Annotated in this window: 12 protein-coding genes; 7 read left to right on the top strand and 5 right to left on the bottom strand. The window is 66.3% G+C overall.

The features are described from left to right. The first annotated feature begins 5 nt into the window (after positions 1-5). Genes V6M63_RS00840 through V6M63_RS00825 form a run of 4 tightly spaced genes read left to right on the top strand, consistent with a single transcriptional unit; the run spans position 6 to position 4,195 of the window. Positions 6-494, top strand: coding sequence for a tripartite tricarboxylate transporter TctB family protein (locus tag V6M63_RS00840; RefSeq protein WP_332738532.1), 489 nt, complete (start codon positions 6-8; stop codon positions 492-494). A gap of 22 nt (positions 495-516) precedes the next feature. Next, positions 517-2,016: a tripartite tricarboxylate transporter permease gene (locus V6M63_RS00835; protein WP_332738531.1), complete on the top strand. Its 1,500-nt coding sequence runs from the start codon at positions 517-519 to the stop codon at positions 2,014-2,016. After that, positions 2,013-2,843, top strand: coding sequence for a sugar phosphate isomerase/epimerase family protein (locus V6M63_RS00830; protein WP_332738530.1), 831 nt, complete (start codon positions 2,013-2,015; stop codon positions 2,841-2,843). The genes V6M63_RS00835 and V6M63_RS00830 overlap by 4 nt, the downstream gene beginning before the upstream one ends. Then, entirely contained in the window at positions 2,840-4,195 is a 1,356-nt protein-coding gene (locus tag V6M63_RS00825) for a hypothetical protein (protein WP_332738528.1), read from the top strand. The genes V6M63_RS00830 and V6M63_RS00825 overlap by 4 nt, the downstream gene beginning before the upstream one ends. Before the next feature lie 56 nt (positions 4,196-4,251). On the opposite strand, the gene V6M63_RS00820 is transcribed toward V6M63_RS00825, so the two are convergent. Genes V6M63_RS00820 through V6M63_RS00800 form a run of 5 tightly spaced genes read right to left on the bottom strand, consistent with a single transcriptional unit; the run spans position 4,252 to position 8,773 of the window. Further along, complete coding sequence (locus tag V6M63_RS00820) at positions 4,252-4,794, bottom strand: carboxymuconolactone decarboxylase family protein (protein WP_332738526.1); 543 nt, start codon at positions 4,792-4,794, stop codon at positions 4,252-4,254. Further along, entirely contained in the window at positions 4,791-5,768 is a 978-nt protein-coding gene (locus V6M63_RS00815; RefSeq protein WP_332738524.1) for a Bug family tripartite tricarboxylate transporter substrate binding protein, read from the bottom strand. Before V6M63_RS00815 ends, V6M63_RS00820 begins: the two co-directional genes overlap by 4 nt. Further along, the gene (locus V6M63_RS00810) at positions 5,765-6,898 is read right to left on the bottom strand and encodes a mandelate racemase/muconate lactonizing enzyme family protein (protein ID WP_332738522.1); all 1,134 of its coding nucleotides are present in this window, start codon (positions 6,896-6,898) and stop codon (positions 5,765-5,767) included. The genes V6M63_RS00815 and V6M63_RS00810 overlap by 4 nt, the downstream gene beginning before the upstream one ends. Further along, the gene (locus V6M63_RS00805; RefSeq protein ID WP_332738520.1) at positions 6,895-7,866 is read right to left on the bottom strand and encodes an amidohydrolase family protein; all 972 of its coding nucleotides are present in this window, start codon (positions 7,864-7,866) and stop codon (positions 6,895-6,897) included. The genes V6M63_RS00810 and V6M63_RS00805 overlap by 4 nt, the downstream gene beginning before the upstream one ends. Beyond that, positions 7,841-8,773 (bottom strand): Bug family tripartite tricarboxylate transporter substrate binding protein, encoded by a 933-nt coding sequence (locus tag V6M63_RS00800; protein ID WP_332738518.1) that lies wholly within the window; start codon positions 8,771-8,773, stop codon positions 7,841-7,843. The genes V6M63_RS00805 and V6M63_RS00800 overlap by 26 nt, the downstream gene beginning before the upstream one ends. Before the next feature lie 31 nt (positions 8,774-8,804). Between V6M63_RS00800 and V6M63_RS00795 the strand changes: the two genes are divergently transcribed. The 3 genes from V6M63_RS00795 to V6M63_RS00785 all read left to right on the top strand — a co-directional run bounded on the left by V6M63_RS00795 (position 8,805) and on the right by V6M63_RS00785 (position 12,271). Further along, on the top strand, positions 8,805-9,860 hold the full coding sequence (locus tag V6M63_RS00795) for a LysR family transcriptional regulator (RefSeq protein WP_332738516.1): 1,056 nt from the start codon (positions 8,805-8,807) through the stop codon (positions 9,858-9,860). Between the two features lie 232 nt (positions 9,861-10,092). After that, positions 10,093-11,064 carry a tripartite tricarboxylate transporter substrate binding protein gene (locus tag V6M63_RS00790; RefSeq protein WP_332738515.1) on the top strand — a complete coding sequence of 324 codons (972 nt, stop codon included), beginning with the start codon at positions 10,093-10,095 and terminating at the stop codon, positions 11,062-11,064. A 43-nt stretch (positions 11,065-11,107) separates the two neighbouring features. Beyond that, positions 11,108-12,271: a Gfo/Idh/MocA family protein gene (locus V6M63_RS00785; protein WP_332738514.1), complete on the top strand. Its 1,164-nt coding sequence runs from the start codon at positions 11,108-11,110 to the stop codon at positions 12,269-12,271. The last annotated feature ends 4 nt before the right edge of the window (positions 12,272-12,275 follow it).

Below are 12,275 nucleotides of genomic sequence, written 5' to 3'. Positions count from 1 at the left end.
AACGCATGACCGAGGGTGGAACATCCGCCCGCTCCGACCTCTGGGGCGGTGCGGGCTGGGCGGGCTTTGGCCTGTTGATCCTGGTGGGCTCGCTGCGCATGGAGCGCTTCGAGTCCATGGGCGCCGAGCGGTACACCATGCCGGGCTTCGTGCCGGGCATGCTGGGCGGTGTGCTGCTGTTGCTGGGCATCGTGCTGATGTTGCGAAGCTGGCAGCGCATCCGCCAGCGGGCTGGCACACCCACGGCCGAACCTCTGTTCAACCGCCGCATCGGCATCATGCTGGCGCTCTCGCTGACCTACGCCGCCGGCTTGATCGGCCGCGTGCCGTTCTGGTTCGCCACCGGCGTGTTCGTTGCCACCTTCGTGGCGCTGTTTGCGCCGCCGGAGCATTCCGCCGCGCGCCGCCTCACCGTGTCCCTGCTCGCTGGCGTGCTCACCTCGGCCGTGGTCACCAACGTGTTCCAGCAGATCTTTCTCGTCCGTCTTCCCTGAGCCTTCCCCAGCACACCACGCCATGTTCGACGGACTGATCCTTTTCGGTGAATCGATCGTGCGCTTCAGCACGCCCGAGGCCATTGCCTACGCCCTGCTCGCCTCGCTGGTCGGCGTGATCATGGGCGCACTGCCCGGCCTCACCGCCACCATGGCGCTGGCGCTCATGACCACGCTCACGCTCAAGCTGCCGCCCAGCCAGGCGCTGCTGATCCTGATCTGCACCTACGTCGGTTCGATCTACGGTGGCTCTCGCTCGGCCATCCTGCTCAACATCCCGGGCACGCCGGCATCGGCGGCGTCGTGCCTGGACGGCTACCAGCTCGCTCGCCAGGGCATGGCCGGTCGCGCCATGGGCATCGCCACCACCGGCTCGGTCATGGGCACGCTGATCGGCATGTTCTTCCTGGCCACCTTCACGCCGGTGCTGGGCGGCCTGGCGCTGAAGTTCGGTGCCTACGAGTTCTTCTGGCTGGCGATGTTCGGCGTGATCATCGCGGGCACGCTCACCGGCGACGACCCGCTCAAGGGCTGGATCGCCGGCATCGCGGGCCTGTTCGTGGCCACCATCGGCCAGGAGCCGCAGTACGGCTTCGAGCGCTTTGCCTTCGGTGTGCGCGACCTGGCCGGCGGCATCCAGCTGGTGCCCGCGCTGGTGGGCGCCTTCGGTTTCGCCGAGCTGCTCACCGCCATGCGGCAACGCCAGCTGCCGGTGAAGATCAACGCCTTCGACACCGTCATCCCCAAGCTGCGCGACGTGGCCCAGTACTGGCGCACCATCCTGCGCTCGGGCCTCATCGGCACCGGCGTGGGCATCGTGCCCGGCGTGGGCGAGGACGTGGCGGCCTGGTCGTCCTACGCCGCGGCCAAGCGCGCGAGCAAGGAAAAGGAGCAGTTCGGCAAGGGCTCGGTGGAAGGCCTGATGGCCGCCGAGACCGGTGACAACGCCTGCGTGCCCGGCGCGATGATTCCCGTTCTCACGCTGGCCATTCCGGGCTCGGCGCCGGCCGCCGTGCTGATGGCCGCGATGATCATCCACGGCATCAAGCCCGGCCCGCTGATCATGGTGGAGAACCCGCAGTTCGTGTACGACGTGGTCGCCATGATGCTGTTCGCCACCCTCGGCATCCTGATCTACGGCCTGCTGCTCACCAAGGCGCTGGTGCAGGTGCTGCGCGTGCCGCAGCACCTGATCGTGCCCATCATCTTCGTGCTCTGCGCGGTCGGCAGCTTCGCCATCGCGGGGCGGCTGTTCGACGTGTATGTGATGCTGGCCTTCGGCATGATCGGTTTCTTCCTGCGCCACTTCGGCTACCCCATGGCGCCGCTGGTGCTGGGCATCGTGCTGGGCGACCTGATGGAGAAAAACCTGCGCCGTGCGCTCATCCTGTCCGACGGCAACCTGGCGCCCTTCTTCACGCGCCCCATCGCCGGCACCGTGGCCGCGATGATCTTCGCCACCATCGGCTGGAAACTCTGGAGCCTGTACCGCCGGCCGGTCCACCGCAAGGCCGCGGCATGAAACTGGCGCTGTGCAACGAGGTGCTGTTGCCGCTGAGCCTGCCTGCACAGTGCGAGGCCGCAGCACGCATGGGGTACGACGCCCTTGAGATCGCGCCCTTCACGCTGACCGACGACCCCACCACACTCGACACCGCAGCAGCGCACAGGGTGCGCGCCACCGCGCGCAGCCATGGCCTGGTGGTCTCCAGCCTGCACTGGTTGCTCGTCAAACCCGAGGGGCTTTCGCTGGTGACGGACGACGCTGCACTGCGCCGCCGCACGCTCGACCTGCTGCGCAGACTGATCGACTTCGCGGCCGCTTGCGGCGCGCGCGTGCTGGTGCACGGCTCACCCAGGCAGCGCTCCCCGGCACCAGGCCAGAGCGCGCTGGAGGCCACAGCTCGGCTGGAAGCCGCACTGGCCGAACTGGCGCCGCACGCGGCTGCGGCCGGCGTCGTCTACTGCATCGAGCCGCTCGGGCCTTTCGAGACGAGCGTGATCAACACCGTGGCTGAGGCCGCCGCGCTGGTGGACCGCATAGCCTCGCCCGCCATCCGCACCATGCTCGACGTGAGCGCCGCGTCGCACAGCGAAAGCGATCCCGTGCACGAGGTGCTGCGCACCTTCCTGGCCAGCGGCCACATCGCCCACGTGCAGGTGAACGACAAGAACCGCCGTGGCCCCGGCCAGGGCGACACCGACCAGCGCCCGGTGCTGCAGGTGCTGAAAGACATGCGCTACACCGGCTGGGTGGCCGTGGAGCCTTTTGAATACCTGCCCGACGGCCTGGGCTGCGCCGAGATCTCGGCGCGCCATGTGCGCAACATCTGGAGAGACCTGTCATGACCGCCGTGACCCTGCGCATCCACGAGGTGCAGCTGTACCAGCGCCACGTCACGCTGCGCCTGCCGTTCCGCTTTGGTGCGGCCACCGTCACGCAATGCCCGCAGGCCTTCGTGCGTGTGATCGGCGAAGTCGACGGGCGCAGTTTCGAAGGCGCCAGCGCCGAGCTCATGGTGCCCAAATGGTTCGACAAGTCGCCCGCCCTCACGCACGAACAGAACTTCGAACAACTGCGTGAGTCGCTGCGCAATGCACGCGATGCGGTGCTGGCGGCTCGCGAGGCCATGAGCCCGCACGCGCTTTCGCAGACGGCCGGGGACAACGCCATCGCCGTTTCAGTGGCGCGCGGGCTGCCCCGCCTGGCCGCGCAGTTCGGCCCGGCCCTGCTCGACAAGGCGGTGGCCGACGCGGCCCTGCGCGCGGCCAACCGATCGTGGGTCGACGGGCTGCGCGCCGGCGTGCTGGGTGACCCCTGGAGTCCACAACTGGAACTGGTGCGCCCGATCCAGGTGGTGCTGCGCCACACCGTGGGCCTGGCCGACCGGCTGAGCGAGCACGACGCAGGCACCGACCCGCAAGACGGCCTGCCCGCCACCCTGGAAGCGGCCATCCAGCGCCACGGCCTGCACCATTTCAAGCTCAAGCTCAGTGGCCAGATCGAGGCCGACGTGGAACGGCTCACGCGGATTGCCGAGGTGCTGACACGTCTGGGCGGCAACTACCGCGTCACGCTGGACGGCAACGAGACCTTCACCGACGCGTCCGGTCTGGGTCGCTTCTGGCAGGCGCTGCAAGCGACACCTGCGCTGGCCGACCTGCTCGAGCGCACCCTGCTGCTGGAGCAACCGCTGGCGCGCGCCGTGGCGTTGCGCGAGTCCATTGCGTCGCTGGGCATCGGCGTGCCCGTGATCCTCGACGAATCCGACGACCACGCCAGCGCGCTGGAAGAAGGCCTGGCGCTGGGCTACCGCGGCATATCGAGCAAGGCCTGCAAGGGCATCTACCGCTCGCTGGCCAACGCACACCGCATTGCGCAAGACCCGCGCCTGCTGCTATCGGGCGAAGACCTGACCTGCCAGGCGGGCCTGGCGGTGCAGCAGGACACGCTGCTCGCCGCCAGCCTGAGCGTGCGCCACATCGAGCGCAACGGCCACCACTATGTGGACGGCTTCGGCACCGCGCCAGCGGCCGAGGCGCAAGCCTTCGCCGAGGCCCACCCCAGCCTGTACGACACCGCCTCGGGCCGCGCACATTTGAGCGTGCGTCATGGTCAGCTCGACCTCACCTCACTGCACGTCACCGGCTTCGCCACGGCGGCGGTGCCGCAATGGCGCAGCTTGCAGGCGATCGTCTGAGGACTTGACCTGGAAAGCAGGCGCAGGCGCATGTCGCTCAACGCCAGCAAGTTGCTTCAAGGCGCAGCGATGCCCTGCAAGTTGATGGATGCGGCAACGATGGATGCCACGCCAACAAACGCGCACAACTCGCCCAGACCGCGCTTGCCCAGCCAGCGCTGTCCGTCCGCCCAGTGGTCTCGGCCGATCCGTTGCCCCGCGAGAAGGCGCTTGGCGATGACGCATGCGGTCCGGGTCTCGGGCGAGCCACCGGGAGGCAGACCTTTGGCGATAGCGTCCACCTCCTGCGGCGTGACACCAGCGGCCAGCGCCTTCACCTCGTGCCGACGCCACTGTTCGGCGCAGCGCAAGCGACGGGCGACCACAAGGAACACGGCCTCCAACGCCGTTGTCGGTAGCGCGCCCGACCACAGCAGCGACGACAGGTGCTCAACCGCCAATGCCACATCAGGACTCTCGATCAAGGCTCGGTACGGCGGCGAGAACGTACCACGCCGTGCAACGATCGTGTCATGGGCGCGTCGCTGTTCGGGCTCCAGCGCCTTGATATCGGCCTCGTAACGGCTCGGCGCTGCGACTGCGGGGGTTCGCGGCATCATGTGTTCGGACGGATCTTGCGCTCGCTGATGATCTGGTTCCATTTGGCGACTTCGCTGCGCACACGCGCCGCGAATTGCTCCGACGTCGACCCCACAGGAATGAAGCCGCTCGCCTGAAGTCGACGTCCGAGCTCGCCGGACTTCACGAGGCCTGAAGCGATCTCACTCAACCGGGCAACGGTCGATGCGGGCGTGCGCGCTGGTGCGACCAGGCCAAACAGTGGCATCAGATCCACATCGGGCATTCCCACCTCGCGCGAGGTGGGCACCGCAGGCAACTGTGCGCTGCGTTCCGGGCTCGTCACCATCAGCGCTCGAACGGTGCCCGCCCGAATGTGCTCAGCCATGGTGGGAACCGTGGTGAAGCCGCACTGAATGTGGCCGCCGATCAGGTCATTGATGACGGTCGAACCACCCCGATAAGCGATGTGCGTGATATCGATGCCTGCGGCCATGCGCAACTGCTCTCCAGCAAGATGCGGTGCACTTCCCGGCCCGGCAGAGCCAAAGCCGATCTTGCCGGGATCGGCTTTGGCCAGTGCCACAAACTCCTGCATGGTTTTCGCGGGCACGGCCGAATGCACGACGAACACCAGCGGCGCCGTCGCCATTTGCGAGATAGGGATGAAGTCGCGCAACGTGTCGTACGGCAGAGCGGCACCGAACAGCCCGGGGTTGATCACGAAGGCCGTGTCAATGAAGCCGAGCACCTGCCCATCCGGCTTGGCCTCGGCCACGGCACGAGTTCCGATCTGCGTGGCGGCGCCACCCTTGTTTTCCACCACGAACGTGGCCCCCAGTTCCTTCTCCAGCGCCTGCGCCAGCTGGCGGGCGAGCGTGTCGGTGGCTGCACCGGGCGGATAGGGAACCATCAGCCGCACGGGCCCGGCAGGATAGTCCGCCGCGTTCACCGACATGCCCGGCAGCAGGAAGGCCGCCAGCACGAGGGCCTGACGTCTCGATAATGTGTTCATGTTGTCTCCTGGTTGAAATCCGTGTCCGCCGACGCACGCGCCAACGCATCGCGATCGGGTTCGAAGCCGAGGCCGGCGCCCGTCGGCAGGACGAAAACGTCTCGCTCGCGCCTGAGCAGGTTGGCAAACGGATCGTGTTTGAGCTCACAGAAGAGGCGCTCGATCGAGACATCCGCCTCCAGCGTGGCCAGCACATGCAAGGTGGCGAGAAACCCGGGGCCGAAAAAGGCGGTCTGCGGTGAGAAGCGAGTCCGGTTCGACGCCTTGCATTCGCGAGCGACTTCCATCAGCGCGGTGACGCCACCCGCCTTGATGGCACTGGGTTGGATCCAGTCGGCAACGCCGTCCCGCGCGAAGCGGCACAGCTCGTGCAGGCTGGAGGCGTTCTCGCCAGCCGCGACCATCGCGCCCGTGGCATGCCTGAGCGCCATCAGTGCGTCCGCGTCTTCGGGTGGCCAGATCGGCTCCTCGATCCACAGCGGTTTGCATTCGAGCATCTGCCGGGTTGCCTCGATCGACTGCTGGGCCGTCCAGGCGCAGTTCGTGTCCATCATGAGTGGTGCCCCCGCAGGCATCACCTCGCGCGCAGCCCGGCCGGCCTTCAACGAGCGCTCGTGCAGCTTGATTTCGTGCCAACCTTCGCGCAATGCCCGCTCCACATTGCGGCGGATGGCGTCGGCGTCGTCGTAATACTGAAGCAGCGAAGCGTACGAGCGGATGCCATCGCGGCGCTTGCCGCCGAGCAGCACATGGAGGCCCACGCCCTCGAGTCGGGCACGCAAATCCCACAAGGCAATGTCCATGCCGCTGAGCGCGTGCAATACCGGTCCGGAGCGCCCCAGGTTGTGCAGCGTGCGCGCGGCGGCACCACCCAGCGTCTCGTCTCGCGGTGTGCGTCCGATGAAGAGCGGCGCCACACGGTTCTGGATGATCGCGACCACGGCATCGAGGTCGGCGGCGTAAGCCTCGCCCCACCCCGAGAGCCCGTTGGCCAACCGCACTTCGATCCAGCAGGAGTCGATCGTGGTCCTGCGCCGTCCCGCAAACATCGGCGCGGGCGCGCCGTGCGCAAACGGCAGCCGCACCTTCCAGCAATGGATCTCTGCAATGAGATCGGAGGATGTCGTCATGGCGGGCCATTCCTCACATCCGATGACGCATCCGCGAATCCGTAAAGGTGCGCAGCGTTGTGCACCAGAATCCGCTCGCGTTCATGCGCGGAAGTCCAGCGCGTGAAGATGTTGAATTGCGCACCGTCATCGACCGGCCGCAGGGGCTCGGGGCGGTCGCGTAGCCGGGGAATGTCCGCCGCCGGATTGGTGTGTGGCCAATCGGTACCCCAGAGCATATGGTCGAGACGTGCGTCGATGAGTGCGCGCGCAATCGACACGCCGTCGTCGCCCAACGGATGCTGGATGATGCGGTAAGGCGCCGAGAGCTTGACCCAGACGTTCCCCGCCTTGACCAGCGCGAGAAGCTCGGGAAAGCCCTTCTGCGAAAGGCCGTCGGACGCATGGGCCAGACCAAAATGGTCGATCACCACCGGCACGCCCACGTCGCCCAGCACGTCGGCCAATTCGCCGATCACGTGCAGTTGCGCGTAGATCTGCACGTGCCAGCCCATGCTGCCCGCCACCCGTGCCGCCGCGCGCAATTGCTCCCGGGCCGCCTCAGGGGCCGTGATACCGAAAGACTGGAGGTTCACGCGCAGACCCCGAACGCCGGCTGCGTGTAGTGCGCGCAGCTCTGCGCTCGTTGCATCGGTTCTCACCACCGCCACACCACGCGCCTCGCGGCCGCGCTGGCGCAACTCGGTCAGCGTATCGGTCAGGCAACGCGTGTCCGTGCCCTGCGGACTGGCCTGGACGATGACGGCGCGGTCCAGATCAAGCGCGGTCTGAAAGGCGATCAGATCGTCCACGGTGGCCGGACTGGGCATGAAGGTACGGTTGGCCGCAAAGGGGTATTGCCCCGCAGCGCCGAACACATGCACATGGCAGTCGCAAGCGCCGCGCGGCATGGGAACTTCAAGCCGCGAGTGCTGCACGCCCAGCACCGGCGCATCGCGCCCTTCAGTCGATCTTGATGTTGGCGTCACGGATCAGCTTTCCCCATTTGTCCTGCTCGTCCGAGATGAACTTCCCGAACCCCTCCGTGTCCATGGGAGCGACTGCAAACCCATGCGTCATCAGCTTTGCTCGCACATCCGGCAGGGTAAGCACACGGTTGAGTTCCGCGTTGAGTTGCGCCACCAGAGGAGCCGGTGTGGCGGCAGGCGCCACGATGCCGAGCCAGGTATCGGCAGAAAAACCGGGAACCCCGCTCTCCGCTACCGTCGGAATGTCTGGCGCCACCACGGAGCGGGCGCTGCTGGTCAGACCCAGCGCGCGCAATTTGCCGCTGCGAACATGCGGCAGTGCCGAAGCCGCGTTGGCAAACATCATGTGAATGCGGCCAGCCATGATGTCCACCATAGCGGCTTGCTCGCCCGGGTAGGGCACGCTGGTCAGTTGCGTGCCGGTGCTGAGGCCGAAGAGCACACCCGTCACGTGGGGCGAGGTGCCTACGCCGCCGTTGCCGAAGTCGATCTTGCCCGGGTTGGCTTTGGCTTGCGCTATCAGCTCGGTGACGTTCTGTGCGGGCAACGACGGTCCCGCGACAAGCACCATCGGGGCCACGCCGATGAGGCCAACACCGCGGAAATCCCTGGTCGCATCGAAGCTCCTGGTTTTCTGCAGCACCGGCGATACCGCGACCGCCGTCTGGCTGACCAACAACAGCACGCTGCCGTCAGCGGGCGCGCGGGCCACGTGTTCGGCCGCGATCATCATCGCGGCACCGTTGCGGTTCTCGACGATGACCGGCTGACCGAGGTTCATGTGCTGGGCGACCAGCCGGGCCACTGTGTCCGGCGCACCGCCGGGCGGCGCGCCCACCACGATGCGCACCGGTTTTGCCGGCAACGCCATCTGGGCCAGCACGGGAGCCACCGCAGTGAACAGCACAGCGGCCACCACCTTCCGGACAGTTGTCTTCATGTTTGTCTCCTGGGAATCGATCGGTCACACGGGTGCGCCGAGGGCAAGTGTGCAAAGACATATTCATATGGTCAAATATATTGTTCAACTGTTTTCATATAGCATTCAAATGAATCGCCGGGAGATCCTCCTGCTGTGGGAAGTGGCGCGCACCGGCTCGGTCACGCGGGCGTCGGAGCGCGTGCGCATGTCGCAGCCTGCCGCCAGCGCGACCATTCGATCGATCGAGGAGCGCGTCGGGTTTGCGCTGTTCACGCGGGAAAAGCGCCGACTTGAATTCACGCCCAAGGGACGCGCTCTGCTGCCGGAAATTTCGAACGCGTTGGCTGCGTTGTCGTCCCTGGACCGTTTGACAGAAGAGCTGCGGGTAGACGCTGCAAGCCGCGTCACCATTGCATGCGTGGCGGCAGCGGCGACCACCATGCTGCCGTTTGCGCTGAGGGTATTGCTCGAACGCATGCCGAACGCACGGCTTGTGGTCCGCTCCGGCATGTCCCTGGAGATCGTCAACATGGTGGCAGAGCAACGCATTGACTTTGGCATCGTCGTGGGCGACACGGCAGCACCGGAAGGCGGCGCCGCCGACATCTGCACGCTCGGCCTGCATGCGGTGATGCGCCCGGACTCACCACTGATTGCACACGACAGGATCTCCCTGCCCTTGCTCTGCAGCCATCCCTACATTTCTCTTGCCCGCCATCTGCACCTGGGCACACTGGCGGCGCGGCGTTTCGAGGAAGCGGGCCTGGTGTTCAATCCTGTCGTGGAAGTCACGCACTTTTCGTCGGCCTGCGCCTTTGCGGAGGCGGGCTACGGCACGGCCATCCTGGATTCCTCCAGCCTGCCTTACTCCAGCCGCATCGGGCTGATCGCGCGCCCCATCGACGTGCCGGACCAAATTCCGTTCCGCTTGCTGTGGCCCAAGGGCACTGCGCTGGCGAAATACGCGCCGTTGCTGCGCGACGCGCTGGCGCAGGCGGCAGCGGCGGCGCCCCGGCCCGCGGAAGGCGCAGGGGACCCATCCGCGAATCCCGGCTTGTCGCTCGACCGGTGACCACGTGACAGGTCCGGGCGAGTGCCCGGGCTTTACTTCACCATATGGTTAATAAAGAATGGGCGAGGCAAAACGCGCTCCCCGCAATCCGCCGCTGAAAATACAAGGGAAAACCCTATAAACGGCCGCATGCATCGGCACTTGCAGTCCTGCGCCGAGCACCTCTATAATTTATATTATTCACCGATTGGTGAATTAAACCAATGCCAGAGCCCATTTCACCGAGATCAGCATGAAACTCATCCACGCCACCGCCCTGGCCGCATTCGCCCTCGCCGCCGGCCTGCCCGCCTCTGCGCAGCAGGCCTACCCGAACAAGGCCATCCGCGTGATCGTGCCGTTTGCCGCCGGCAGCACCACCGACATCATTGCCCGCGCCATCACCGACAAGATGAGTCAGAGCCTGGGCCAGCCCATCGTGGTGGACAACCGCGGCGGCGCCAGCGGCACCATCGGCCAGGCGGCGGTGGCCATGGCCGCGCCCGACGGCTACACCATCATGATCCACTCGTCGTCGCACACGGTGAGCCCGTCCACCTTCGCCAAGCTGTCGTTCGACACCGCGGCCGACTTCGCCGGCATCACGCCGATCACGTCCACGCCCAACGTGCTGGTAATCGCACCCAGCAAGAACATCAAGACGCTGCCAGCTCTGCTGGCCTACGCCAAGGCCAACCCGGGCAAGATGAACTTCGCCTCCGCCGGCCAAGGCAGCGCCACCCACCTGAACGCCGAGAAGTTCAAGATGGCCGCGAAGATCGACGCGCTCAACATCCCGTTCAAGGGCTCGGCCGAAGCCGTGACCGAAGTGCTCTCCGGCCGCGTGGACTACTACTTCTCGCCCATCGCTCCGGTGATCGGCCAGATCAAGGAAGGCCATCTGCTCGCCCTGGCCGTGGGCTCGCCGCGCCGCGCCAGCGCCCTGCCCGACGTGCCCACCACCCTTGAGGCGGGTGTGCCCGGCTCCGAATTCAATTTCTGGATCGGGATGATGGCGCCCGCCAAAACGCCGCGCGACGTCGTCAACCGCCTGCACGACGAGGTGGTGAAGGCCCTGGCCACGCCGGAGGTGAAAGAACGTTTCCTCAAGCTCGGCGCCGACGCCTGGACGCTCTCACCCGAGCAGTTCGATGCCTACATCAAAGACGAAATCAAGAGCAACGCCGTGTTGGTGAAGGCCGCCGGCCTGCAAGTGGCCCATTGAATCCGAACCCGCTGCATTTTCAAAGAAAGAGAAGGACCTGACGATGGCTGTTCAACAACTCGGCATCATCATGCACGGCGTCACCGGGCGCATGGGCATGAACCAGCACCTGATCCGCTCCATCTGCGCCATCCGCGCACAAGGCGGCGTGACGCTCTCCAACGGCGACCGGGTCATGCCCGAACCCATCCTGATCGGCCGCAACGCCGAGAAGATGGAAGCCCTGGCCAAGACCCACAACATCGCGCGCTGGGGCACCGACCTCGACGCCGCGCTGGCCAACCAGAGCGACACCATCTTCTTCGACGCCGGCACCACGCAGATGCGCCCGACCCTGCTGGCCAAGGCCATCCGCGCCGGCAAGCACGTGTACTGCGAGAAGCCGATCGCCACCAACCTCAACGAGGCGGTGGAGATCGCGCGCCTGGCGGAAAGCTCGGGCCTCAAACACGGCGCCGTGCAGGACAAGCTGTTCCTGCCCGGGCTGCGCAAGCTCGACATGCTGCGCCGCGCCGGTTTCTTCGGCCGCATGCTCAGCGTGCGCCTGGAGTTCGGCTACTGGGTGTTCGAAGGCGACCTGCAGCCCATCCAGCGCCCGAGCTGGAACTACCGCAAGGAAGACGGCGGCGGCATGATCCTGGACATGATGTGCCACTGGCGCTACGTGCTGGACAACCTGTTCGGCGAAGTGAAGTCCGTCTCGTGCATCGGCACCACGCACATCCCCACGCGCTGGGACGAAGCCGGCAAACCCTACGAATGCACCGCCGACGACGCGGCCTACGCGACCGCCGAACTCATCGGCCACAACGGCGAACCGGTGATCGCACAGCTCAACATGAGCTGGGCCACCCGCGTGAACCGCGACGACCTGGTGACCTTCCACGTCGATGGCACGCACGGCTCCGCCGTCGCCACGCTGACGGGTTGCAAGGCTCAGAGCCGCGTGAACACGCCGCGCCCGGTGTGGAACCCGGACGTCAAGAACACCATGGATTTCTCCGAACAGTGGCAGGACGTGCCCGACACGCAGGTCTACGACAACGGCTTCAAGATCCAGTGGGAACACTTCATCCGCCACGTGGTGGAGAACGAACCCTACAAGTGGACGCTGCCCGAAGGCGCGAAGGGAGTGCAGCTGGTGGAAGCCGCGCTGGACAGTTGGAAGGAACGCCGCTGGGTCGACGTGCCGGCACTGAAGGTCTGATCAC

The sequence above is a fragment of the Hydrogenophaga sp. genome, assembly GCF_036675665.1.
GTDB lineage: Bacteria > Pseudomonadota > Gammaproteobacteria > Burkholderiales > Burkholderiaceae_C > Hydrogenophaga.
This window is presented reverse-complemented; position numbering and strand designations above follow the sequence as displayed.